The sequence below is a fragment of the Gordonia sp. WA4-43 genome, from assembly GCF_020520305.1.
Taxonomy (GTDB): Bacteria; Actinomycetota; Actinomycetes; order Mycobacteriales; family Mycobacteriaceae; genus Gordonia; species Gordonia hongkongensis.
Map to the genome: position 1 here is coordinate 5,366,592 of NZ_CP084736.1, position 24,782 is coordinate 5,391,373.

Annotated in this window: 15 protein-coding genes; 7 read left to right on the forward strand and 8 right to left on the reverse strand. The window is 70.1% G+C overall.

Going from position 1 to position 24,782, the window contains the following annotated elements:
- Window positions 1-40: 40 nt before the first annotated feature.
- Genes LEL84_RS24430 through LEL84_RS24440 form a run of 3 tightly spaced genes read right to left on the reverse strand, consistent with a single transcriptional unit; the run spans window position 41 to window position 4,436 of the window.
- Complete coding sequence (locus LEL84_RS24430) at window positions 41-1,465, reverse strand: condensation domain-containing protein (protein WP_226512989.1); 1,425 nt, start codon at window positions 1,463-1,465, stop codon at window positions 41-43.
- A complete protein-coding gene (locus tag LEL84_RS24435; protein WP_065632817.1) occupies window positions 1,466-2,962 on the reverse strand; it encodes a condensation domain-containing protein in 1,497 nt (498 codons plus the stop codon).
- A 16-nt stretch (window positions 2,963-2,978) separates the two neighbouring features.
- Window positions 2,979-4,436, reverse strand: coding sequence for a condensation domain-containing protein (locus tag LEL84_RS24440; RefSeq protein WP_065632818.1), 1,458 nt, complete (start codon window positions 4,434-4,436; stop codon window positions 2,979-2,981).
- A 599-nt stretch (window positions 4,437-5,035) separates the two neighbouring features.
- Here LEL84_RS24440 and LEL84_RS24445 point away from each other — a divergent pair.
- From LEL84_RS24445 to LEL84_RS24455, 3 genes are read left to right on the forward strand one after another with little or no spacing between them, the layout of a single operon-like run.
- Window positions 5,036-6,037: an ATP-binding cassette domain-containing protein gene (locus LEL84_RS24445; protein WP_065632819.1), complete on the forward strand. Its 1,002-nt coding sequence runs from the start codon at window positions 5,036-5,038 to the stop codon at window positions 6,035-6,037.
- Window positions 6,034-6,864, forward strand: a complete 831-nt coding sequence (locus LEL84_RS24450; RefSeq protein WP_159370558.1) for an ABC transporter permease — start codon at window positions 6,034-6,036, stop codon at window positions 6,862-6,864. Before LEL84_RS24445 ends, LEL84_RS24450 begins: the two co-directional genes overlap by 4 nt.
- A gap of 39 nt (window positions 6,865-6,903) precedes the next feature.
- Entirely contained in the window at window positions 6,904-7,782 is an 879-nt protein-coding gene (locus LEL84_RS24455) for a glycosyltransferase family 2 protein (protein ID WP_226512990.1), read from the forward strand.
- A 28-nt stretch (window positions 7,783-7,810) separates the two neighbouring features.
- Here LEL84_RS24455 and LEL84_RS24460 read toward each other — a convergent pair whose 3' ends face one another.
- Window positions 7,811-9,142, reverse strand: coding sequence for a glycosyltransferase (locus LEL84_RS24460; protein ID WP_226512991.1), 1,332 nt, complete (start codon window positions 9,140-9,142; stop codon window positions 7,811-7,813).
- A gap of 164 nt (window positions 9,143-9,306) precedes the next feature.
- Here LEL84_RS24460 and LEL84_RS24465 point away from each other — a divergent pair, with 164 nt between their 5' ends.
- The 4 genes from LEL84_RS24465 to LEL84_RS24480 are packed head-to-tail and all read left to right on the forward strand — an operon-like array spanning window position 9,307 to window position 14,849.
- Window positions 9,307-10,674, forward strand: coding sequence for a glycosyltransferase (locus LEL84_RS24465; RefSeq protein WP_226512992.1), 1,368 nt, complete (start codon window positions 9,307-9,309; stop codon window positions 10,672-10,674).
- Window positions 10,671-12,140 (forward strand): hypothetical protein, encoded by a 1,470-nt coding sequence (locus tag LEL84_RS24470; RefSeq protein WP_226512993.1) that lies wholly within the window; start codon window positions 10,671-10,673, stop codon window positions 12,138-12,140. Before LEL84_RS24465 ends, LEL84_RS24470 begins: the two co-directional genes overlap by 4 nt.
- 31 nt (window positions 12,141-12,171) lie before the next feature.
- Window positions 12,172-13,554, forward strand: a complete 1,383-nt coding sequence (locus LEL84_RS24475) for a hypothetical protein (protein WP_226512994.1) — start codon at window positions 12,172-12,174, stop codon at window positions 13,552-13,554.
- Window positions 13,551-14,849, forward strand: a complete 1,299-nt coding sequence (locus LEL84_RS24480) for a glycosyltransferase (protein ID WP_226512995.1) — start codon at window positions 13,551-13,553, stop codon at window positions 14,847-14,849. Before LEL84_RS24475 ends, LEL84_RS24480 begins: the two co-directional genes overlap by 4 nt.
- 78 nt (window positions 14,850-14,927) lie before the next feature.
- Here LEL84_RS24480 and LEL84_RS24485 read toward each other — a convergent pair whose 3' ends face one another.
- The 4 genes from LEL84_RS24485 to LEL84_RS24500 all read right to left on the reverse strand — a co-directional run bounded on the left by LEL84_RS24485 (window position 14,928) and on the right by LEL84_RS24500 (window position 24,705).
- The gene (locus LEL84_RS24485; RefSeq protein ID WP_065632827.1) at window positions 14,928-18,770 is read right to left on the reverse strand and encodes a multifunctional oxoglutarate decarboxylase/oxoglutarate dehydrogenase thiamine pyrophosphate-binding subunit/dihydrolipoyllysine-residue succinyltransferase subunit; all 3,843 of its coding nucleotides are present in this window, start codon (window positions 18,768-18,770) and stop codon (window positions 14,928-14,930) included.
- A 183-nt stretch (window positions 18,771-18,953) separates the two neighbouring features.
- Entirely contained in the window at window positions 18,954-22,883 is a 3,930-nt protein-coding gene (locus LEL84_RS24490; RefSeq protein WP_226512996.1) for an ABC transporter ATP-binding protein, read from the reverse strand.
- The gene (locus LEL84_RS24495) at window positions 22,880-23,638 is read right to left on the reverse strand and encodes a hypothetical protein (protein WP_058252736.1); all 759 of its coding nucleotides are present in this window, start codon (window positions 23,636-23,638) and stop codon (window positions 22,880-22,882) included. Before LEL84_RS24495 ends, LEL84_RS24490 begins: the two co-directional genes overlap by 4 nt.
- The gene (locus LEL84_RS24500; RefSeq protein WP_226512997.1) at window positions 23,635-24,705 is read right to left on the reverse strand and encodes a glutathione S-transferase family protein; all 1,071 of its coding nucleotides are present in this window, start codon (window positions 24,703-24,705) and stop codon (window positions 23,635-23,637) included. The genes LEL84_RS24495 and LEL84_RS24500 overlap by 4 nt, the downstream gene beginning before the upstream one ends.
- Window positions 24,706-24,782 lie beyond the last annotated feature (77 nt).

Consider the following 24,782-nt stretch of genomic DNA (forward strand, 5'->3'; position numbering starts at 1 on the left):
ACTGGGGAGTATCCCCCTCGCGACCTCCTAAACCTGGTGGTCAGAGACCGACCACGTGCGCGGTGTCCGCGCCTCCGTCCAGCTCCTGGATGTCGTTGTCGTCGGCCCCCGCCAGTTCGACGCCCGCCCGCAGGGTACGGATCAGCTCGTCGGTGAATCGGCGGATGGTGCGGTGCGCGGTCAGCGTGTCGGGGTGCCGGGCACGCAACGCGAGTCCGTCGTCGGTGCGCGAGATCCAGAACTGCGCGTCGTCGGCGGTGGTCGCGTTCGAGATGTGGTGGGCGTCGATGGTCCGGTGCCGGTCGGCGCCGGGGAGCAGCCGGTAGTCGACGTAGGACACCATGAAGATGTCCGAGCGGGTGCGACGGAGTCCGCCCATCGCCTCGATCACCTGTGGGACGGGAACCTCGCCGAGCGTGACCGCGCGGCGGAGTTCGGGCCCGGTACGCCGGATCGTCTCCAGCAGATCGCCGGTGCCCACGACCCGCAGCGGGGCATTGGTGGTGAACCATCCGACTGCGTTGCGCCACCTCTCTTCCCGTCGCGTGTGCATCGGGAACAGAAGTGGCAGTTCGGGTCCGCCGCCGCAGCGGCGCACGGCGTCGGCCATCGCGGCCAGCGTCCCGCCGAACACGCTCGCGCCGCTGCGCCGGCACAACTCGGCGAACTGCTCCGTCTCCCGCCGGCCGAGGAGTACGCGCACTTCGGTGGCCTGTGGCGCGGTGGCGCCGGGTTCGACCCCGAGATCCAGCGGGAAGGTGGGCAGTGTGCCGTCCCGGTCGTCGAAGAACCGGAGCCATCGGCGCATCCGCGGGTCGGACAGTGCGACCGGGGGCGCTTGTGACTCCGCGGCGCAGAAGTCGACGAAACTCCCGCTCATCGCGAGGGCGGTGGGATCGAAAAGCTGGCCGTGCCAACGGTATCCGTCGTACAACCGGTGCAGGTCGTCGATGACGATGGAGATCGAGTAGGCATCCACATGGGAGTGGTCGAATCCGCAGATGATCGTCGACGCGTCGTCGCGGTCGATTGCCGCGAACAGGAACGCGGGGTAACCGAAGGGGTGACACGCGCGATCGAGGGTGTCGCGAAGCCGGTCGCGTAGGACGGTGTCGGCGGTCGTGTCGACCACGCTGCCGAGGTGCAGGACCAGGTCGTCCGGATCGTATGCGTGTCGCCGGATTCCCGCGGGCCCCGCCGAGAACGACGACCGCAGGGTGCCGTGCCGGGCGATGAGCGCCCGGTAGGCGGACCCGAGCGCCGCACGGTCCACGCGCCCGCGGACGGTGAACGCGGCGGCCAGCCACGTACTCGAGTCACCGGCCGTGGCCAGGTGCACGGTCTGGTTGAACGACGGTGGTACGTCGGACATCTCGGGCCGGGCGGCCGAGACGTCCACGGTCCAGGTCAACAGCTCGCCGGCGGGTGGGTGGTAGCGATCGATGGTGGTGACGTGCACGCCCACTCACGCTCCTCTGCGTAGCGCCGTGTCGGTGGCCGGGGCAGCTCGCCCGGAACCGGCCGCCGGTGCCTGGATTCGCCGATCGCCGGTCGCGGCGATGTCGGTCATGATGTCGCGTAGCCGCTCGTAGTAGGGCCGGGCCACCGACTCGGCGAAGGGCGTGCCCGGGATCTGGCTACCCAGGTAGAGCTCGTCGTGATCGCGATTGATCCACGCCGACGCATTGGCCGTGCGCCCCTCCCCGGTGAACAGCGCACCGCGCCGGAAGGCCTCGCGCGAGGTGCCGGGGAACCAGCGGAAGTCTATGTACGACAACAGGTTCGGTGCGGTGATGATCGCGTCCGGGGTGGCCCCGGCGGCGGCGATGGCGGCCAGTGCGGCGGCGACCGGGACGCCGGCCAGGTCACGAGCGCGGCGACGGGCCGCATGGGCCGCCGGGATGAGTTCGGAGAACGTCGACGCGCCGGCGAGGGAGAACTCGACCGGGGCGAAGTTGCAGAACCATCCCTGCGACGTCGCGTACCCGTCGAGCGCGGCACGCGTGTTGAACACCGTCATGCCGTAGTAGTCGTCCGCGCCGGCCAGTTCGCGGTCGGCGACGGCGATGGCGGCGTAGATGCCGTCGACGAACCGACCCCCCGCCGCCCGGCAGGCGGCGTCGAAGGCGACGATGCCGGCGCGATCGAGCAGTGAGACCTCGACCCCGGCCACCTGCGCTGTCTCTCCCGGACTCAAGCCGAGGTCCAGTGGGAAGCGCGGCATCTGCAGGTCGTGGCGTCGGAAGATGTCCTGCCATGCCCTGGTCTCGGGCGACCCGGCCAGATGCTCGGCGGTCACCTCGGCTTCCGCGGCCGCATAGGTGAAGTAACTCCCGGCGGCCGGCGTCGCGGGGTCCGGCTCGGGGTGGCCGTGCCCGTCCGGCCGGATCAGTTCGGCGTAGATCTGCGCGATCTCGTCGAGGGCGAGGGCCTGTGAGGCGCCGTCGGAGAGCGCGTGATCGCACGCCAGGAAGATGGCGAAGCCGCCCGGGCGGCGGACGGCTCCGAAGGAGAAGCCGGGGAAGGAGTCGCTCGGGGTCTCGCGGTCGAATCGGTCGACGAGATAGGGGTGGATGTCCTCGGTGCTCGCCAGTTCGCCGTCGATGTGTGCCTCGAACTCGATGTCGGACGGGTCGACGACATGGGCGGTGACCTCTCCGTCGCGGCATTCGAACCAGGTGCGCAGCACCTCGTGTCGCCGGACGAAGAGCGTCAGGGCGGTCCCGAGTGCCGCGGTGTCGAGGTCGCCGTCGATCTCCGTGCCCGATCCCAGGTATCCGCGATGGGTACGGCCCGCGGCCCGGGCCACCGCAGCACCGCGGACGTGGTTCTGGGCCAGGAAGGTCACCGGTGCGGTGTGGACGGGAGTGGCCGCCGCGGCCGCGCGGCACGCCTCGGTCGGATCGAATCGCACGGCGGTTCCCGGTTGTGGGCGCCAGTTGCCCATGGCCGTGATTCTCATCGGGTCCTCTCGTCGGTCATGCGGGGCGGGCGCCGTCGATCGCGGTGGCGCCGGCGAAGTTCGCGTGGGTGTAGGAGGACAGGGGCAGTCCGGTGCCGGTGGTGGCGAGTGCTCGCAGCACTGTCGCGTAGGTCGTGAGGAGGTCGCGGATGCTCGCGTCGGCGGGGTCATGGCCGGGATGCCGGGCGGACAGGGTGATCCCGCCGGGTACACGCGCGATCCAGAGGTAGACCTCGCGGTCCGACCGTGAGCCGCCCCGCAGGATCTGCGCGCGGGCCGCCTCCCATTCGGCCGCCCCGGGGACGTGGCGGATGTCGAGATACGACACCACGAACTCGGGTTCGCCGCCGGTACCGAGCAGTTCGACGATGCGCTGGTAGGGGAAGGACGGCAGATGGCGCACGGCGTCGATGGCGGCCGCGGTCGCGTCGAGGGCGTCGTCGAACGTGTGGGCGGCGGTGAGGTCGACCTCGAGCGGCGCCAGACCGACATACCAGCCGACCGACCCGGCATACCGTGCCTCGGATCGGGTGTGCATCGGCATGGTGAGCCGCAGCGTGTCCCGGCCGGTGAGTGCGCGGAGGGTGACCGCGAGGGCGGCGAACACCGCGGTCTGGGTACCGTGTCCGCGCGCACGCGCCGCCGAGGTCATGAAGGTCGCCTGGTTGTCGGTGGCGACATACTCGGAGATGCCGCGCTGGCGCGGGGTGCGCGCACGGTCCCGGGTCTGCAGGTGCGGACGGACCAGCGGGAGGTCGAAGCCCGGGGTCTCGGCGGAGCTGTCCAGGAAGGCGCGCCATTGTGCGACGACGGGGTGATCGACGGTGAGTCCGAGTCCCACCGCCCGATCGTGGACGCTGAAGTCGAGGTGGCTGCCGACCTCCGCCATCTCGGTGGACGAGCCGTGCCGTGGGGAGAGGTAGAGCCGGCGGATCTCGCTCATGCTCAACAGGATCGAGTACGCATCCATCACCACGTGGTCGGCGGCGAAGGCGACGGTGAAGCCGCGCTCGGACTCGATCGTGGCCACGATGCAGTGCGGCCACCGCGTCGGCGCGAGCCTGGTGTCGAAGATCGCGGTGAGCAGCTCGCGGACGTCGTCCCCCGAGTCGAATCCGCCGACGGCCTCGGCGTCGACTCCGAGATGCGCTCCGCGGTAGGTACGCCGGCCGCGGTGCGGGTCGTCGGCCGTCGGGTCCGAGGTCGAGCGGAGGGCTTCGTGCCGGGTGATCCACCCGCGCAGGCAGGCATCGAAGTGCTCGTCGTCGAGATCGTCGTCGATCTCGAAAACCGCCCCGAGCCAGGAGGCCTCGTCGGAGTCGCAGGCGGTCGACCGTCGTATCGAGGCGGACTGGTCGTAGGTGAACGGTCGCGGATCGGTGTGCCAGCCCGCGGAATCCGCGCGTGTGGTCGGTGTCCAGATCGTCACCGTCCCGGGCGGGACGGGATAGTCGGACAGTTCGGTGAACTTCATTCGAGGTCGTCCATGCGTCGGTCATCCGTTCTCGGGCCGCGACGCCATGCCATGCCTTCGCCGGCATGGCCCCCCGGCCCATGAGTTCTGATCTGAGACAACAGGAATCGCCCGTACCCCGATGCACGCGCACGACCTTGTCCGACGACGTCCCGGAGGTCTCTCCGGTCGAACGGACCGCATCACGGCCGCCTGTGTCTGAACCGAGCCTAAGCGGTCACATCGGACATGTGCTGCGGCAGGAGTCCGTGAGCTTGATCACGGGGACGGTGTCCAGGTGTGCACGGACGCACCGTCGGTGTCGGAATCGCGCTGCGAGACAGAGGTTTTTGATCCGAATTGGGTGTTCGGCCTTGCGGTCAAGGGCGTTTCGTAGCGTTCATGTAAAGAACTCATGACGAGCGGCTGCCGCACAGGGGTGGCATCGGAGGGAATGCGCGGTCAGGCCGCGTTGCGCCGAAATGCATTGGCGGGCAGCACGGTATGCCGGGACAGGTCACGTTGCGGCGTCCGGAGAGCTCACCTACCGTGGGCCGAGAAGGGTGCCGGCAGCGGAGCGAGCGGCCCACTCGAAGTCGAATACACGCATCGGGGGTGCCATGTCCACGACCGTCCCGGCCATCGAGGCCCACGGTCTGACCAAGCAGTACGGCGGGACGCGTGCGGTCGACGCCGTCGACCTCCACGTACCCGCGGGCGGGGTGTTCGCCCTGCTCGGAACCAACGGTGCGGGCAAGACCACCACCGTGCGCATGCTCGCGACCTTGCTGCGCCCGGATGCCGGGGGCGCCCGGATCTTCGGGCACGACGTCGTCGCGGAGGCGACGGCGGTTCGATCGCTGATCGGGGTCACGGGGCAGTATGCCTCGGTCGACGAGGATCTCACCGCCCGCGAGAACCTGATGATCTTCGGTCGTCTGATCGGTTCGTCGCGCCGCCGCGCCCGGGTCCGTGCCGACGAACTGCTCGAAGAATTTGGGCTGGGTGCGGTCGCCACCCGCCGGGTGGGGCACTTCTCCGGCGGGATGCGCCGGCGCCTCGATCTCGCGGCTTCGCTGATCACCCGGCCTCGCCTGCTGTTCCTCGACGAGCCGACCACCGGACTCGACCCGCGGACGCGGGCGCAGATGTGGCAGACGGTTCGTGAGATGGTGTCGCGCGGTTCGACCGTATTGCTGACCACCCAATATCTCGACGAGGCCGATGAACTCGCCGATCACATCGCGGTCATGGATCGCGGCCGAGTGGTCGCCGACGGGACCGCCGACGAATTGAAAGCCGGAGTCGGCGACATGAGTGTGAAACTCGAATTGGCCGATGCGGACGATCTGATCGCCGCGGCAGAGGTGTGCGCGCCGTTCACCGCGAACGGCGAGGCGACGATCGCGCGCGGCGAGGGCATCCTCGTACTGCCCATGTCCGACATCGACCCCCTCGCCGACATCCTCGGTGCGCTCCGCGCGCGCGGGCTCGGGCTGACCTCGGTCAACGTCGTGCGCCCGACCCTCGACGAGGTGTTCTTCGCGCTGACCGACGGGGGCGACCCCACGCGATCGGCACCGATGGCGGCACAGGCGGATTCGGCGGGAGCCCGCGCATGACCACCGGTTCCCTGCAGCCGAGCGCACTCGCCGCCGGCGACGCCCCGGCCGAACCCCACGACCGGGTTCGGCCGACCGCCGCGGTGATGCAGTCACTCACCATGACCCATCGTGGCCTGCTGAAGATCAAACACAACCCGCAGCAGCTGTTCGACGTCATCGTGCTTCCCATCGTGTTCACGGTCATGTTCTCTTCGATCTTCGGCGGCGCGATCGCCGGGAACGTGGTGGGCTACCTGCCGCTGCTCATTCCCGGCGTACTGGTCCAGGTGTGTGTCGCGGCGTCGGTGGTCACCGGCGTCCAGCTGCGCGAGGACCTCGATCGCGGGGTGTTCGACCGGTTCAAGTCGCTGCCGATCGCGCGCATCGCGCCGCTGGCCGGCGCCCTGGTGGCCAACACGTTGCGGTACGTGGTGGCCTCGGCCATCACGGTCTGCGTCGGGGTGATCATGGGGTACCGGCCGGCGAGCCCCGTGGGGGTCGCGATCGCCTGTGTCCTGATCGTGGTGGTGGCATTCTCGCTGAGCTGGATCTTCGCGCTGCTCGGCGTCCTGCTCGACAAGGCGTCGACCGTCCAGGGCGTCTCGATGCTCGTGCTGATGCCGATCACCTTCGTGTCGAACGCCCTCGTCCCGATCGACACCATGCCCGGCTGGATGCAGGCCTGTGCGTCGGCGAATCCGGTCTCCCATCTCGTCACGGCGGCGCGCGGACTGGCCGCGGGCGAGGACGTGGGAACCGACATCGCCTACACGCTCGTGGGCGCGGCGGCGGTCCTCGCCGTCGTGGTGCCGGTGACCCTGCGGACCTACATGCGGCGGACCTGAGTGTCCGCACCGAACCGATCAGCGCAAGGAGTAGCCATCATGGGCACGCCGCTCACCTTCTCGGTGGTCGTCCCGGTCTTCGACGAGGAGGACACGATCGGCGACTGCCTCGCCCGCCTGGCCGCACAGTTCGACCAGATCACCGAGATCGTGGTGGTGGACAACAACTCGACCGATGGCGGCCGGGCGGTGATCGATGCCTGGTGTTCGGCTGATCCCCGTGTCCGGGTGATCGACGAAGCACGACAGGGGTTGGTCTACGCGCGCAACGCCGGACTCGACGCCGCGACCGGTGATCTCATCGCCCGCATCGACGCCGACACCCGGGTGCCGCCGGACTGGGCGCGGACGATCGTGGAGTTCTTCACCGCGGATGTCCGCGGTGACTGGGCGGCCCTGTGCGGGCGCGGGGAGGCCTACGACGTGCCGCTCGCCGGCAGGTTGGACCGGTGGAAGACCCGGCTGCACCCGCTGAACAGGTTGCGGGGCGAGCAGTCCGTGTCCGAGGTGCCTGTCCTGTACGGCTCGAACATGGTGCTGCGCCGTGCGACCTGGGTGCGGATACGGGACCGTGTCAGCATGCGCCGCAACATCTTCGAAGACGTCGACGTGGGACTGTGTGTCGGTGACGCCGGGGGCCGTAACGCGTTTCTCCGCTCGCTGACCGTTGGGGTGTCACCGCGCCGGATGGAGACCGGCATGGTGCCGTTCGTCCGCTACATGAGTTTCCTGCCGCGCACGTTCCTGCTGCACCGTCGCTTCGGGTTGGCAGCGGGTTCGGCGGCGGTGTACGTGCCCGCGATCACCGTCGCGCATGCGCTACGACTCGTCGTGTTGCGGTCCTACGACTCCCGGACCGGGCGTGTCGACCCGCGAAACCTGTTGCGGGGCGGTGGTTCCGATCGAGTCCTCCCGTAGGGTCGGGCGGTCGGTCGGCGTTCCGGGATCAGCCGGCGCCGCGCACCGTCGTGACGCGCATCGTGTCCTCGACGATGTCGGCCGCCGTGTGTACGGCCTCGTCGGGGGCGATGAGCCGACTGCGGAGCTCGGCGGACCGTCCCCGGACCTCGGTGTCCAGGATCGTGTCGAGGGCGCCGATCAGCGACTCCGCTGTCACCCGCGCCATCGGCAGCGTGGCCCCGACCGCGGCCTTGCTCACCGCCCGGCCCCAGATCGGCTGATCGGCGCCGACCCACGTGATCAGCGTCGGCAGGCCGGCACGCAACCCGGCGGCCACCGAACCCGCGCCGCCGTGGTGGACCGCGGCCCGACACCGCGGCAGCACGGTGTCGTGATCGACGTGTCCGACGACGCGGATCGCATCCGTGAGTCCCGATGCCTCGGATTCGGATGTGGCAGAGCCGGATTCGGTCGACATGAAACCGCTCCAGCCGCCCGACACCAGCAGGCGGATCCCGAGTCGCCGCGCTGCGGTCCGGAACGCATCGGCCAGACCGTCGGGGTCGGCGGGCAGCATGCTGCCGAAGCCGACGTACACCGGGGCGTCGCCGGCGTCGAGCCAGTCGGCCAGCGTCCCCGCTCCCGAGGCCCCGTCGAGTCCGGCGTCGCCCACCCCGGCGCGTTGCGCGGCCGCAAGGGTGAAGAACCCGACCAGCGGCCGGCGCCGGCCCCACTGGGTCGCGAGTCCGTCGAAGAGAGCCGGATCGTAGGCCTGGATCTCGGGAACGCCGGTACGGCCGATGTGTTCGGAATACGGGTGGTTCAGCGGCGACAGTCCGAGATCGGCCCGCAGCGTGGTCTCCGCCGAGCGGGTGGCGAGCCACAGGGCGCGTTCGGCGACGCGCCAGCTCAGGTCGTTGACGATCGCCGGGGCGTCGATGCCCAGGTGCGCGAGCAACGACACCGAGCTGTTGCGCCGGATGGGGCAGTAGTGCAACGGGATGTGGGGGATGCCGAGGACCGCCGAGACATTGTGGGCGCGTTCCTGACCGGCGCTGCTCGCGATGATCGCATCCGCGCCGTCGGCGAGTTCGAGCAACCGCTGCTGCATCGCCCGGCCGTCCCGCACCGACATCGCCGACACCGCACGCAACCGGGTCCGGGGGTTCTTCGACCGCATGTCCTCCCGGACCATCTCCGAGTCGAGCAGGGCACGGGTGCTCGACCCGTACGACTCGGTGGGAACCCCTGCGCCGCTGCCGAAGTCGACCAGGTCGGGTGGCAGCGCGAGAGTCGCCGTATGGCCCCGGCCCACGAGCTCGGCGGCCAGTGCGACGGCCGGCTGGGCATCGCCGCGACTGCCGTTGACTGCGATCACGAACCTCAACGTCGAACCCCTCACGTCTGGGTGCGGTCGGATGGGCGACCCGTGCCCGGCGGTGGCGGATCGGGACCGATTCTAAACACGGTCGGCCACCGCGGCGCGCGGCCGGAGACCGGGATCACCACCCGGCCGGGGGCCGGGATCACCGGGCGGTCGGCATGAGGATCTCGTTCGTGATCAACGGAACCCGCGGGGACGTCCAACCGGCGACGGTGCTGGCCTGCGCGCTCGCGCGGCGCGGACACGACGTCCGTCTCGGGGTGCCGCCCAACATGATCGGGCCGGCTCTGGAGTGGGCAGACGGCATCACCGGGCTCGAGGTCGTGCGTCTCGGCGTGGACACCCGGGCCCACCTCGAGTCGGTGGCGCGAGCCCGGAAGCAGGCCGGCCGTCATCCGCTGCGGCGGCTGCGCGTGCTGCTGTCGCTCCGGAACGCCGGGTGGGACCAGCTCGTCTCCGACATGGCCGATGTCGTCGACGGTGCCGATGTCATCGTCACGGGATTGATCACCGAACAGCCCGCGCTCGCCTTCGCCGAGTCCGCCGGCGTCCCCCTGATCTCCCTTCATCACGCGCCGGTGCGGCGGAACAGTCGGGTCGCACCGGTGCCCGGTCACCTCCCGGGCGGACCGCGTGCCGTCCGGACGCAATGGGCCGCCTACGACGCCGCGTTCGCCGTCCTCACCCGACGGCGTGAGCGCCGGCTGCGCATGCACCTCGGGTCGCCCGGGTCGTCGGCGTCCTACGCCGCCCGACTGCGGGCAGCGCCCGGCCTCGAATTGCAGGCCTACGACCCGATGTTCGGCGTAGAGCACGAACGCAGATGGACCGCCGACTCCGCGGTTCGTCGTCGTCCGACGGTCGGTTTCCTCGGATCGCCGGCAGACCAGCCCGTCGCCGGGTCCGACGCGCTCACGTCCTGGCTCGACGCCGGGGACGCCCCGATCTATGTCGGATTCGGGAGCATGCCGCTGCGGGGAGAGGCGGCCACCTTACGCGTCGTCACCGAACTCGGTCGGCGGCTCGGTCGACGAGTTTTGGTGTGCGCCGGCTGGACCGAGCTGGACGCCGAGGTCCGGGCCGAGATCGCATCCGAGGCGGTGCGGATCGAGTCCCAGGTCGATCACCGCACGGTCTTCGGCCGATGCGCGGTGGTGGTCCACCACGGCGGCGCCGGAACCACGGCGGCCGTTCTGCGCGCGGGCCGGCCGTCGGTCGTCTGCTGGTACGGCGCGGATCAGCCGTTCTGGGGCGCCGAACTCGAACGCCTGGGGGTCGGCGTGGCGATGCCCATGGCCCGCGCGGGACGGGGCCTGGACGTGGACCGGTTGACCGACGCCGTCGCGTCGATGCTCGATCCCGCAGCCGCCGAGCGGTCCGGACGGCTCCGCGACGCCCTGGTGGCCGAGGATGTGGCGCTCGGGGACGCCGTGCGCGAGATCGAGCGTTCGGTGACAAGCTCGAGCACGGGGCCACGGCTCCCACAGGGACCACACAGTCACAGCGCAACGAAGGTGGACGTATGACGACGACGAAGTCGCCCATGGCCGAACAACCCGACGCCGGGCGGGCGCCGGGTCTGCGTGGCCTCGCAGCCCGGCTCCGCGACGAGCGGGCGGCGATCCGAGGCGAGCGTCTGACCTCCGAGGACGCCCCGTTCTGGTTCGTCACGCCGGCACTCGGCTGGTCGGTGGTGCTCCAGCTCGTGTGGGTGTTCGACGAGGAGGTCTCGATCGAGACGTTGACCGCGATGAACGCCGCCTTCGCGCGGGGCCGCCTCAACCGCATGCTCGTCGTACCGGATGTCGTCGGAGCCCGCCCGCGGTGGGTTGCCGCGCCCGACGCACCCGGGCTGGCCGTCGACAGCCGACCGGTGCCGGAGGCGGAGATCGACGCCTGGGCGACCGCCGAGATGTCCTCGGTTCCCCTCGACGCCGAGGGCGGGCGGTGCTGGCGCCTGCGGTCGGCGCCCACCGCGTCGGGTGGAACCGTGGTGTCCCTCTGCGCCCTACACGTCGTCACCGACGGTCGCGGCATGCTCGCGGCGGCCGCCGAGGCCGCTTCGGCGTCGGAGATGCCACTGGCTCGCGACGCGGACCGGGCGTCCGGGGCCGATCCGGCCGCGACGACGCGTCCGCCGGTTTCGTGGCGGCGGCAGCGGATCGGCGACCTCGCCGACGCCGGGTCGCAGGCCGGCGCGGTCCTTGCCGGGCTCGTGCGGGCGGCACTCGAGCAGCGCAAGGCCGGTGGCCCCGAACCCGACCCGCGTCCGGTCCGCGCGCCGATCGCCGAACGGTCGCCGGCCGCCGACTTCACCTGGGCGACCGCGACGGTCCCCGCGACGGACTTCGACCGGGTCGCCGCCGAGCACGACGGCACCGCCAACACGCTGTTCATCGCGGTGGTCAGCGGCTTGCTGCGCTCCAGTGGCCATGCGCCGCTGCCGAATCCGATCAAGGTCGGGGTCCCCGTCGACCGTCGTGAGAGCGAGGCGGACACCCGGTCCAACCCGATCGCCGGTGTGTCGGTGTACCTCACCGAGGAGCCGGTCGCCGGTGGCGATCTCGGCGGCATCCGGGCGGCGTGCAAGGCGGCTTTCGTCCGACTGTCGGAGGGTCGCCGGGCACCGCACATCCACCTGCGGCCGTTGGCCTGGTTCCTGCCGCCCGCGGTCATCGTGAAACTGGTCAGCGCGGGCAACGGGATCCCCGACGCGGTGATCTCCAACCTCGGCGACATCCCCCCGGAGGCGACGGTGCTCGGCGGGCGGTCGGCGCGGAAGGTCGCATTCCGCGGCATGGCTCAGGGCGTCGACGCCTCGGTCGGCCAACGCTTCGGTGACGGCGTCCAGTCGTGGCTGGTCCGCACCCGTGATCAGGTGACCTTCACCGTGCTCGGTTGCGACGAGACGAGTTTTCCCTCCGATGCCGTGGTCGCGGACCTGCTCGACCGGGAACTGACGGCCTGGGGTCTGCCCCATGAGATCTGGTGATCATGACACCTGGTGAAGCTGAGGAGCACACGTGACGGCAACGGCAACCGACACCCGTCCCGCCGAGGTACTCCGCGTGACCGGCCCCGACGAGTCGTACCTGCTCGTCGCGGAACTGTTCGGGATGGGTGCGCCCATCCAGATCACCTGGGTCTTCGACGACGACCCGGGGGACGCGGCGATCGAGTCGTTGCGCGCCGGACTCGCGGCCGGGCCGCTGCACCGTGCGGTGTCGCGCCGTCGGGTCCCGTTCGCCCGGCACCGCTGGGTGCGATCGACGATGCCGGTCCACCCCGGGCCGGTGACGGTCGTCGAAGCCGACGCCGTCGGGGAGTGGGCCGACGCCGTCCTCCGCGCGAGCCGTCTCGATCCCGTGCGGGGAACGGGTTGGCAGCTCGACTCGGCCCGGATCCGCGGCGGCGGGCGGGCGGTGTCCCTGCTCGCCTCCCACATGATCACCGACGGTCACGGCCTCTACCGGCTGGTGGCCGACGCCGCGGCGGGCCGCACCGCCGGTCTGCCCGCTCCCGTCAGCGGACACTCCTGGGAGGCGGTCCGCGCCGACGCCGCCGACGCCGCCGAGTCGGTGCGCGCAGCCGCCCGATCAGCGCGAATCCTGATCCGCGAGGCCCGGGCGGCGCGAGGCACCGACACCGGGTCCGCCGACACCCGATCCGCGCCGGGATCGTCGCGCACCACGCGTCCGTCGAGACCGCGGTCCGCGCCCGAGCCGGACACCACGCTGGCGACGGTCGACGTCTCGGCAACCGAATGGGCCGCGCGCGCCACCGAGCACGGCGGCACCGGCAACTCCCTGTTCACCGCCTTGCTCGCCGGTATCGTGCACCGTTCGGGTCGCCCGCTCGACGGTCCGATGAAGGTGTGCATAGCGGTCAGCAAGCGGGACGGCGACGACGACAACCGCGCCAATGCGTCGGGCGGGGTGTGGATCCGCCTTGCCGACCCCGTCGAGCCGGACACCGACCTCACCGCCATCCGGTCATCGAGCAAACGGGCCTTCGTCGACTACGCCGAGTCCGGGGCCGGTCAGGCCGCCGACAACCTGCAGCCGATCGTTCGCATCCTGCCGAGACGACTCATCGGTCGGTTGATGCGCGGAATCCCCGGACCCGACACCACCGTGTCGAATCTCGGGGCCACGCCCGATTCGGCGATGCGGATCGGCGGTCACACGGCGTCCCGGTTTGCCATCCGCGCGGTGATGCAGGGGATGCCCGCCCAGGAGCGGCGCGAACGCGGCCCGGCGGTCGCCGCCTGGGCGGTCACCTACGGCGACACCGTCACGCTCACCTTCTTCGGCATCGACCCCGACGATTTCGGCGATCCCGTCCGGCTGCGCACACTGATCGCCGACGAGTTGACCGCCTGGCGGATCGGACATCGATTCTGGTGACGTCGGCACACATCGCGATCGTTCTGTACGGCAGCCGGGGCGACATCCAGCCCGGTATCTGCCTCGCCCTCGAACTCCAGGTGCGCGGCCACCGCGTGAGCGCCCTCGTCCCGCCGAACCTGGCCGGCCTCGCGCGGGCCACCGGCGTCCGCGACGTCCACGAGATCGGCCTCGACTCCGACACCGCGTGGTCGTCGGAGGACGCGCGGTCGGCGCGCAACAGTCGTAACCCATTGGCGCGGATGGCGTTTGCGCTGCGGACGGTCCGCGGCGGATTCGACGCCCTGGACGCCGCCCTCGAGCGACTCTTCATCGCGGGTACGGCGCCGCTGCGCGACACCGACCTCCTCGTCGTCGCGCCGCTGTGCCAGGACCGCGGGCTGGCGGTCGCCGAACATCTGGGCATCCCGCTGACCGTGCTGAGATACGGCCCGATGTCGGAGAACGGACTCCTCGGCGCCGTACCGGGACTCACCGACAGCTGGTCGCCGGAGTGGAAGCGGCGCTCCTGGCGCCTCGCCGACCGGTTGACCTGGGCCGCGACCGGATGGAACGAGAATCGGTTCCGGCGCCGGCTCGGGCTCGACCGGGCTCGGCGACCGCTGCCGGTGCGGCTGAACGCCTCCGGGATCCCCCAGATCCAGGCCTACGATGCGGAGATGGTTCCGGGCCTCGCCGCGGAGTGGGACGATCGCAAACCCGTCGTCGGATTCTTCGACCTGCCCGCGGGAAGCCGGGCGGGTATCTCCGAGATCGACGCCGGGGCAACCGATCTCGGCCGATGGCTGGCCGCCGGCGAAGCTCCGCTGTTCGTGACGTTCGGCAGCATGCCGATCCTCGACCCGGAGGCTCTGATCGCCCGCTGGCGGACAGCCGCCCGTGCCCAGGGGGTGCGCTGCCTCATCGCCATGGGAGATCCGACCGGAGTCGATCCCGACGACCCGGACGTGTTCTACGTCGCGGGTGTCGACCACGCGTCGGTCCTGCCGCGATGCGCGGCCGCAGTCCATCACGGCGGCGCCGGCACCACCGCGGCGAGTCTGCGGGCCGGCCTCCCCACCCTGGTTTGCGCGGTCACCGCCGATCAGCCGTTCTGGGGTGAACGGGTCCGTGCCCTGGGCGTCGGGGCGGCCGTCCGGCTGTCGAGTTTCACCGACGACGACGCGCGCGCGGGTCTCGCGGTCCTGTTCGACGACGGAACCCGTTCGGCCGCTGCTGCTCTCGCCCGCCGGATGACGCCCGCCGACAAGGCCGTCGCGGCGGCCGCCGACATCTGCGAAGCCCGGCTGACCTAGAACCGGCACCCACGACCGCTCAGACGACTGCGGCCACCGACCCTCTCGGGTCGGTGGCCGCAGTCGTCGTCTGGCAGGTTACTCGCCGAAGGCCTCGTCGAGGATCTCCTGCTGCTCCACCGCGTGGACCTTACTCGATCCCGACGACGGCGCGGACATCGCGCGGCGCGAGACCCGGCGCAGTCCGCCGAGCACATCCGGCAGCACCTCGGGCAGCCAGAGGCCGAGGAACGGCCACGGACCCTGATTCGCGGGCTCTTCCTGGACCCACCGGAACTCACTCGCGTTGCCGTACTGCTCGAGCGTCTTGCGCAGGCGGCGGTGCGGCACCGGGTAGAGCTGCTCGATGCGCACGACCGCGATGTCGTCGCGCCTCTCCTTGTCGCGTCGCGCGGCGAGTTCGTAGTAGAGCTTGCCGCTCACCAACAGGACGCGCTTCACCTTGCTGCGGTCCGCGCCGTCCTTGAGGAAGTGCGGGTCGTCGATCACCGAACGGAACTTGTCCTCGGTGAAGTCCTCGACCGGGCTCACCGCGGCCTTGTTGCGCAGCATCGACTTCGGGGTGAAGACGATGAGCGGACGGCTGATGCCGTCGAGCACGTGGCGGCGCAGCAGGTGGAAGTAGCTCGCCGGCGTCGACGGCAGGGCCACCGTCATCGAACCCTCGGCGCACAGCTGCAGGAACCGTTCGATGCGGCCCGAGGTGTGGTCGGGTCCCTGTCCCTCGTGGCCGTGCGGCAGCAGCAGCACGACGTCGGAGAGCTGGCCCCACTTGGCCTCACCCGACGAGATGAACTCGTCGATGATGGACTGCGCGCCGTTGACGAAGTCGCCGAACTGCGCTTCCCACACCACGAGGGCGTCCGGGTTGCCGACCGAGTAGCCGTACTCGAACCCGACGACCGCGAACTCCGAGAGCGGGGAGTCGTAGACCATGAACCGGCCGCCGTTGCTCTCCTCGTCTGCGGGCTGCAGGTGGTTGAGGGGGGTGTACTCCGAGCCGGTGCTGCGGTCGATGAGCACCGAGTGGCGCTGGGTGAAGGTGCCACGGCGCGAATCCTGGCCGGACAGACGCACGGTGCGCCCCTCCATGACCAGCGAACCGAACGCCAGCAGCTCGGCGAACGCCCAGTCGATGTTGCCCTTGCGGGCGGCCTCGGCGCGACGCTCCAGGACCGGCTTCACACGCGGGTGCGGGGTGAATCCGTCGGGCACGTTGACGAACGCGTCGCCGATGAGCTCGAGCGTCTTGCTGTCGACCGCGGTCACCAGCTTCGTCGGCAGCGTCTGGTCGGCCTCGACCGAGGGCGACGGCTCGACACTGAACTTCTCGAGTTCCTTGACCTCGTTGAAGACGCGCTCGAGCTGTCCCTGGTAGTCGCGCAGAGCGTCCTCGGCCTCCTTGGTCGAGATGTCACCGCGGCCGATGAGGGCTTCGGTGTAGCTCTTGCGGACGCCGCGCTTGGTGTCGATCACCTCGTACATCGCCGGCTGCGTCATCGACGGGTCATCGCCCTCGTTGTGTCCGCGGCGGCGGAAGCACACGAGGTCGATGACGACGTCCTTGTGGAACGCCTGGCGGTAGTCGACGGCGAGCTTCGCGGCCCAGACGCAGGCCTCGGGGTCGTCGCTGTTGACGTGGAAGATCGGTGCGCCGATCATCTTCGCCACGTCGGTGCAGTACTCGGTCGAGCGCGAGTGTTCCGGTGCGGTGGTGAAGCCGACCTGGTTGTTCACCACGATGTGTACGGTGCCGCCGGTGCGGTAACCGGGCAGCATCGCCATGTTGAGCGTCTCGGCGACCACACCCTGACCGGCGAACGCCGCGTCGCCGTGCAGCATGAGCGGGAGGATCGGGAAGCGATCGTCCTCGTCCATGAGGTCCTGCTTGGCGCGGACCAGACCCTCCAGCACCGGGTCGACTGCCTCGAGGTGGCTGGGGTTGGCGGTCAGCGACACGTTGATCTCGTTGTCGCCGAACATCTGGTAGTACTTGCCCTCGGCGCCGAGGTGGTACTTCACGTCGCCCGATCCGTGCGCCTGCGACGGGTTCAGGTTGCCCTCGAACTCGGTGAAGATCTTCGAGTACGGCTTGCCGACGATGTTGGCGAGCACGTTCAGACGGCCGCGGTGCGGCATGCCGATGACCACCTCGGAGAGGCTGTGCTCGGCGCTCTGGTCGATCACCGCGTCCATCATCGGGATGACCGACTCGGCGCCCTCGAGCGAGAAGCGCTTCTGCCCGACGTACTTGGTCTGCAGGAACGTCTCGAACGCCTCGGCGGCGTTGAGCTTGCTCAGGATGTACTTCTGCTCACCGACCGGCGGCTTGACGTGCTTGATCTCGACGCGCTCCTGCAGCCACTTCTGCTGCTCGGGCTCGAGTATGTGGGTGTACTCGACACCGACGTGCCGGCAGTACGCGTCGCGCAGGATCGACAGAACGTCCCGCAGCTTCATCTTCTCCTGGCCGTGGAACCCGCCGACCTTGAAGCTGCGGTCGAGATCCCACAGCGTCAGCCCGTAGTTCTGGATGTCCAGATCCGGATGGCTGCTGCGCGCATCGCTGTCCATCATGAGGGGATCGATGTCGGCCATCAGGTGGCCGCGGCTGCGGTAGGCCGCGATCAGCTCGAGGACGCGGGTGCTCTTGTCGACGAGGCCGGCGGGCAGGTCGCGACGCCAGCGGATCGGCTCGTAGGGGACGTGGAACGCGGTGAAGATCTCGTCGTAGAAGGCGTCGTCGATCAGCAGCTCGTGGATCGTGCGGAGGAAATCGCCCGACTCCGCGCCCTGGATGATCCGGTGATCGTAGGTCGACGTCAGCGTCATGAGCTTGCCGACGCCGAGTTCGGCGATCTGCTCGTCGCTCGCGCCCTGGAACTCCGCCGGGTACTCCATCGCGCCGGCGCCGATGATGGCGCCCTGGCCCTTCATCAGGCGCGGCACCGAGTGCACGGTGCCGATGGTGCCCGGGTTGGTGAGCGAGATGGTCACACCGGAGAAGTCGGCCGCGCCGAGCTTGCCGTCGCGCGCGCGACGGACGATGTCCTGGTACGCCGTGTAGAACTCGGCGAAGCCCATCGTCTCGCATTCCTTGATCGCGGCGACGACCAAGGTGCGGTTGCCATCCTTGCCGACCAGGTCGATGGCCAGGCCGAGGTTGGTGTGCGCGGGTGTGACGACGTTCGGCTTGCCGTCGATCTCGGCGAAGTGCCGGTTCATGTTCGGGAACGCCTTGATGGCCTGCACGATCGCGTAACCCAGGATGTGGGTGAAGCTGATCTTGCCGCCTCGGGTGCGCGCTAGGTGATTGTTGACGACGATCCGGTTGTCGATCATCGCCTTGGCGGGCACCGCACGGACGCTGGTGGCCGTCGGGATCTCCAACGACAGCGCCATGTTCTTCGCGATGGCCGCGGCCGGACCGCGCAGGACCTTGTTGCCGTCGGCGCTCTCGGACTTCTGGGCGTCCGACTTCGCGGACCCGGACTTCTGTGCCTCGGGCGCGGCGGCCTTGCCCGCCTCGGGCTTGGGCTGCGAGCGGGCGGAACCGTCACGGCTGGCGACGCTGTGCCCCGACGCCGCCTTCGTGGCGGTCGACTCCTTGGCGGGGGTGGGCTTGCGCGGTGCCGTGCGCGCCGGGGTCTGATCCAGGGTGACCTGCTTGCGCGGCGTGGTCTCGGTGGCCGGCGCGGAGGTGTTGCGTGCCGACCCGTTGGTCGACGCACTCGTGGTCGAGGAGGAGGACGAGGTGGCCGCTGTGGTGGCCGAAGTCTTTGCGGCAGTGGGCTTTGCGGAATTCGAGGGCGGAGCGGCGGCCGGGGCGGAGCCACCGTTGTCGCCGGGTTCGTAGTTCTTCAGTAGTTCGTGCCAACTCGGGTCGACCGAGTTCGGGTCTTCTTGGTATTGCTGGTACATTTCCTCGACCAGCCACGTGTTCTGTCCGAAGTCTGAAATCGAACTGCTGCTCACAGCGGTATCTCGCCTCAATTCCCTGAAGGTGCCGGGTTCTCTGCCACGCGTCGTCTCTTGTGGAGACTATCGGTGAACCACCTGACGATGCTACGCGTCGTCGACTCGCTCACACCTACCGACCTGTTACTACGGAGTCAGTTCCGAGGTGGCCCGCGTGACCGTCGTGGCGGCCCTCCGTGCGCTGGTCGGAGCGGGTGAGTCGGGGCGGGGCACCGCCGGCTCGTCGGGATCGACACCGGCATCCCAGAAGCCGCGGTACCTCTGTCCCAACGCGAGCAGCTCCTCGTGTGTTCCGAGTTCGACGATCCGTCCGCCGTCCACCACCGCGATGGTGTCGGCGCGGGCGGCCGTGGCCAGTCGGTGGGCGACGATCACCGACGTGCGGTGCCGGGTCACCGCCCGACCGGCGGCGAGGACCTGCGCCTCGGTGGCCTGGTCGAGGGTCGCGGTCGCCTCGTCGAGCAGCAGCAGATCGGGCTCGACGAGTTCGGCCCGGGCCAGTGCGATGAGTTGGCGCTGGCCCGAGCTCAGCCCCTGGCCGCGTTCCCCGATGGGATGGTTCATCCGGCCGGGCAGGGCGGTGATCATGCGCAGTGCGCCGACCGCGGCGGCGGCGTCGACGATCGCGGCCCGATCGGCGTCGGGCCGGCCGTAGGCGATGTTCTCGGCGACGGTGCCGGTGAACAGGTGCGGCTCCTGCGGGACGAGGCCGAGCCGCCGCCGATATCCGGCGAGTTCGTAGTCACCGATGTCGGTGCCGTCGACCAGGACCCGTCCGGTGGTCGGATCGTAGAAGCGCGCCAGCAGCTTGACGATCGTCGACTTGCCGGCGCCCGTCCGGCCGACCAGGGCGAGCGACGACCCGGCCGGGATGTGCAGGTCGACGGCGGACAGCGCATCCGTCGTCGAACCTTGGTAGCGGAATCCGACCCGGTCGAAGTCGACGACGCCGTCAAAGCCCCCGTGTGGCGGGGACTCGGCTCTCGTCGAGGTGCGCAGCGAACTCGGCGTGCGCAGCAGGTCGCCGATCCGGCGGAGCCCCACGGCCGCCTGCTGGTAGCCGTCGAAGACCTGCGAGAGCTGTTGCACCGGACCGAACAGCATCGTCAGGTAGAGGACGAAGGCGACGAGTGTGCCCGCCGAGAGCGAACCCGACGCCACCTGCCCGGCGCCGACGCCGAGCGCGATCGCGGTCGCGATGTCGGACATGAGCTGGATGAGCGGGAAGTACGAGGCGATCGCCCGCTGCGAGACCATCCGGGCCTCGACCCATTCTCCGGAACGACGCGCGAACCGGGCCTGGGCGTCGTCGGTGCGCAGGTAGGTCTGCGTGGTCTTGATGCCGGCGATGTTCTCCTGGAAGTCCGCATTGACGACGCTGATCAGCTCGCGCGAGCGCGTGTAGGCGCGGCTCGCGACGCGGCGGAAGACGATCGTCGCGGCGATCAGGAGGAGGAAGACGGGCAGCACCAGGAGTCCGAGCAGGGGGCCGGTGATCAGGAGCGCGACACCGACGCCGACGAGCGTCAGCACCGCCACGATCGCCGAGGTCAGTCCGGTCTGCAGGAACGTCGACAAGGCATCGATGTCGGTCGTCATCCGGGTCATGATCCGGCCCGACAGCTCGCGCTCGTAGTAGTCGAGTCCGAGGCGCTGGATGTGGGCATAACTGCGGATCCGCAGTCCGAACAGCACCCGTTCGCCGGCCCTGGTCGAGGTGATCGCCATCGACGACGCGGCGACCCAGCCGACCCCGACCAGTACGACACCGCCGACCGCGGCCCATAGAAGGGTCGACCCCTCGGTGTGTCCGGTCGAGTCGATGACCGCCCGGGCGATGCTCGGGAAGGCCAGGCCGACGAGCGTGTCGACGGCGATGGCGAGCAGTGCGGCGGCGAGCAGCCACCGGACCGGCGCGAGGAGTCCGCGCAGGGTGAAGACCGGGTTCTCGCGTCGGGCGGCGGCGACGTCGACCTCCGGCCGCTCGACCGCCGGGGGGAGCGCGTCCACCGAGGCCTGGAGCTGGGGGGTGGCCGGCATCGAACCGAGCGCGCTGGCCACGCCGCCGCCGCGACCGGTCCGTGAGCCCGCCCCCATCGCCGGAGAGGTCCGGGCCGCGACGTCGATCGAGTCGGAAGCTACTTCGGGCCACAGGCTCTCGATCTCGGTCGGGCCCGGTCCGCGCAGCGGTGGCGCGGTGTCGGCGACCGGGGCCGCGCCGGGGATGTCGTCGTGGACGCCGTCGGGTGCCGGTTGCGTGGTGCTCGACATCAGCCCGCGGAAGCGCGGTGAGGTCGCCTCGAGTTCGGCGAGCGTCCCCAGCGCGGTGATCCGGCCGTTGTCGAGCACCGCGACGCGATCGGCGAGGACGAGCGTCGAACGTCGATGGGCGAGGACCAGCATCGTGGCGCGGCGGTCGCGGAGCCCGCCCAGGATGCGCGCCTCGGTGGTCGCGTCCACCGCGGACGTCGCGTCGTCGAGCACGAGGATGCGGGGGTCGGCGAACAGGGCGCGTGCCAGGGCGATGCGCTGACGTTGCCCGCCCGACAGGGTGAGTCCGCGTTCGCCGATGACGGTGTCGTATCGGTCGGGGAGCGCCTCGACGAATTCGGCGGCGTCTGCCGCGGCGGCTGCTGCCCGAACCCGGTCGGCGGTGTCGGCCCCGGCGGCTGCCGGGCCCATCGCGATGTTCGCGGTGATGGTGTCGGAGAACAGGAACGGCTCGTCGAACACGACGGCGACGGCACGGTGGAGTGCCTCGGGCGCGAGGTCGTCGATCCGGTACCGGGACGGCTCGTCACCGGCGCTCTCGCCGAGCAGCGAGATCGTCCCGGAGTCGGGTCGTTCGAACCGGCTGACCAGGTCGGCGATGGTCGACTTGCCGGAACCGGGCGGACCCACGATCGCCACACATTCGCCCGGCTCGATCCGCAGGTCGATACCGGACAGCACGGCGGGCGGGTCGTCGGCGTCGTGGGTGTGGTGGGCGAACCCCACACCGTCCAGTTCGACGCCCAGGGGGCCGTCGGGCAGCGTGCCGGTCGCGGTGTCGCCCGGATCGTGGGGATGGTCGATGACGTCGTAGACGCGTTCGACGGCCGCCCGCGCCAGCTGGGCGTTGACGATCAGGTTCGTCAGCAGTCGGGCGATGCCGGTCATGGTGGCGACGTACGTGCTGAACGCGACGAAGGTGCCGGCCGTGATCGCGCCGGTCATCGTGAGGTAGCCGCCCACGACGATCACCCCGACCATGCCCAGCTGCGGGATGGCGGCCAGGGTCGGGGCGAATCGAGCATTGATCCGGGCGGCGCGGAGTCGGCGAGCGAACACCGTCCGGCACCGGGTGATGAGGTCGTCGACCGCGCGTTCCTCCTGGCCGAAACCCTTCACGACCCGCACGCCGGTGACGGTCTCCTCCACGTGCTGGGCGACGTCGGCGGCGGCCTGCTGCGCCGACCACGTCGCCGCGAACAGCCGACGCCGGGTACGCCACACCTCGAGGGCGATGAGCGGGGCGATCAGCAACGCCACCCCGGTCAGGAGCGGCGACAGGTACGCCATGATGGCCAGGGCCACGACCATCTGCACCGCGGCGCCCAACGACAGTGGCGCCATGGCCAGCAGACTCTGGACGACCTGGATGTCGGAGATCGAGCGAGACACGATCTGTCCGGTGCGGATCTGGTGCTGGCTGCGGCCGTCGAGGTGCAGCAGGGTGTCGAGGAGTCGGAGTCGCAGCGTGTTCTGCACGTTCACCGCGAGCCGTCCCGCGAACACCCGCCGGCCGAGATGGCAGGCGTAACGGACGACGGCGGAGACGACCAGCGCGACGATCACGGTCCGTAGCGAGAGGCCGTCGTCGACGACGCCGGTGGCGTGGTCGATCGCGGCCTTGGTCAGCAGCGGCATCAGCACGTCCACCCCGACGGCGACCAGGGTGAACATCATCGTGACGACGACGACGCGTCGGTATCGCCAGGACTCACCGAGAAGCCGGCGGATCCAGCCGGGCGCGGCTGCCGACGACTGCGGGTGCGGTGCGGCCGCCGCGGTCACCACGAACCGGGTGGGAGCGGATCCGGGGTGGGTGCCTCACTGAAGTCGACGTCGATGACCCACGTCCGGGGTGCCGGCCCGAACGCCTCGCGCGCGTTGTGGACGACCTTGCGGCCGAGGGCGCGACTCCCCACACCACCGATGACCGCACCGATACCGGCGGGCATGAGCTTGCCGAAGATTAGCGGCGCCCGGCGGATCGCGTACTTCTTGACGAGTTTGTTCACCAGGGTCTTGTTCAGTTTGGTGATCGCACCGGATGGCAGGGCGGCTCCACCGAGCCGGCGCAGCGCACCGCCTCCGGTGCCGACCACGCGACCGAGGGCCAGCACACCCTCTTCGCCCAGCGCGACGGTCATGACCAGGGCCTTGCGACGCTCGGACTCGTGCACCGGGATGCCGTGTACCTCGGCGATCGACAGCGCGAGCAGGGCCGACGCCTCGAGGAAGAACGCCGTGTCCCCGGTCATCGCCCCGAACGCGGTCATCGTGCCGACACCGGGCACCGCGGCCGCCGCGCCGACGGCGCCGCCGGAACCGGTGACCGCGTTCAGATAACGCTTCTCGAGCCGCTCGATGATCTGCGCGGGTGAGTCGTCGGGGTACTTCCGCCGCAATGAATCGACGTACTTCTTCACCGCGGGTGCCTGCAGTCGCTGTGCCCGGTCCAGGATTCCGCCGGTCACCTCGACGGCCTTGCCGGGGGGCGTACGGCCGTGGTCTGCCGAAAGTCCCTGTGACGCCTTGTCTTTCATTCCGCCGCCGCTCCTTCCGTCGGTACCCAGTCCGCTGCGGGCACGACCTCGGCCGGTGGTGGGGGACCGGGGGGTGTGCCGTCACCGAACGGGCGACCGCCCAGGTCGTCGCGATGGTGTGCGGTGAGCCAGCCGCGGAGGTCCGGGCCCTTCGGCACGATCTGCGTGGGATTCACGTCGGTGTGGACGATGTAGTAGTGCTGTTTGATCTGGGTGAAGTCGGTGGTGTCGCCGAAGCCGGGCGTCTGGAACAGGTCCCGGGCGTAGGCCCACAGCACCGGCATCTCGCTCAACTTGCTCCGATTGCACTTGAAGTGGCCGTGATACACCGCGTCGAATCGCGCCAGGGTGGTGAAGAGCCGGACGTCGGCCTCGGTGATGGTGTCGCCGACCAGGTAGCGCTGCGTCGACAACCGCTCGGACAACTCGCCGAGTTTGGTGAACAACCGGTCGTACGCCGCGTCGTAGGCTTCTTGGCTGCCGGCGAATCCGCAGCGGTAGACGCCGTTGTTGACCTCCGTGTAGATGCCGTGGCTGACCTCGTCGATCTCGTCGCGCAGACGCTCCGGGTAGAGCTCCGGCGCGCCGTCGCGATGGAAGGCGGTCCATTCCAGCGAGAAGTCGATGGTGATCTGCGGGAAGTCGTTGGTGACGACCTCGCCGGTCGGCACGTCGACCATCGCCGGCACGGTGATCCCCTTCGGGTAGCCGGGGATCCGCTTCTCGTAGGCGTCCTTGAGTCGCGGGATCTGCAGGACCGGGTCCACTCCGCCGGGGTCGAGGTCGAAGGTCCACGAGTTCTTGTCGTGCGTGGGACCGCACAGCCCGAGCGAGATGGCGTCCTCGAGGCCGAGTAGCCGCCGCACGATGAGGGTCCGGTTGGCCCACGGGCAGGCCCTGGCTGCGACGAGCCGGTACCGACCGGCCTCCACCGGATAGCCGTCCCGGCCGTCGGCGGTGATGCGGGTCTCGATGTACTTCGTGTCCCGGACGAACTCCTCGCCGGTCATCACGTACGAACCCTGTTCGCCCTCGGACGCGGTGCTCTGCTCGGACTCTGTGCTCATGGCTCCACAGTAATGATCCGGAGCGACATCCCGCCCCGAGCTGCCGCGAATCCCGTGATCGCGCGGGCCGTTCACGA

Bases quoted from the DNA above. Each gene is read 5' to 3' on its own strand.
- LEL84_RS24435 (WP_065632817.1), bottom strand. From the start codon at position 2,962: ATGAGAATCACGGCCATGGGCAACTGGCGCCCACAACCGGGAACCGCC.
- LEL84_RS24440 (WP_065632818.1), bottom strand. From the start codon at position 4,436: ATGAAGTTCACCGAACTGTCCGACTATCCCGTCCCGCCCGGGACGGTG.
- LEL84_RS24445 (WP_065632819.1), top strand. From the start codon at position 5,036: ATGTCCACGACCGTCCCGGCCATCGAGGCCCACGGTCTGACCAAGCAG.
- LEL84_RS24450 (WP_159370558.1), top strand. From the start codon at position 6,034: ATGACCACCGGTTCCCTGCAGCCGAGCGCACTCGCCGCCGGCGACGCC.
- LEL84_RS24455 (WP_226512990.1), top strand. From the start codon at position 6,904: ATGGGCACGCCGCTCACCTTCTCGGTGGTCGTCCCGGTCTTCGACGAG.
- LEL84_RS24465 (WP_226512992.1), top strand. From the start codon at position 9,307: ATGAGGATCTCGTTCGTGATCAACGGAACCCGCGGGGACGTCCAACCG.
- LEL84_RS24470 (WP_226512993.1), top strand. From the start codon at position 10,671: ATGACGACGACGAAGTCGCCCATGGCCGAACAACCCGACGCCGGGCGG.
- LEL84_RS24485 (WP_065632827.1), bottom strand. From the start codon at position 18,770: ATGTACCAGCAATACCAAGAAGACCCGAACTCGGTCGACCCGAGTTGG.
- LEL84_RS24495 (WP_058252736.1), bottom strand. From the start codon at position 23,638: ATGAAAGACAAGGCGTCACAGGGACTTTCGGCAGACCACGGCCGTACG.
- LEL84_RS24500 (WP_226512997.1), bottom strand. From the start codon at position 24,705: ATGAGCACAGAGTCCGAGCAGAGCACCGCGTCCGAGGGCGAACAGGGT.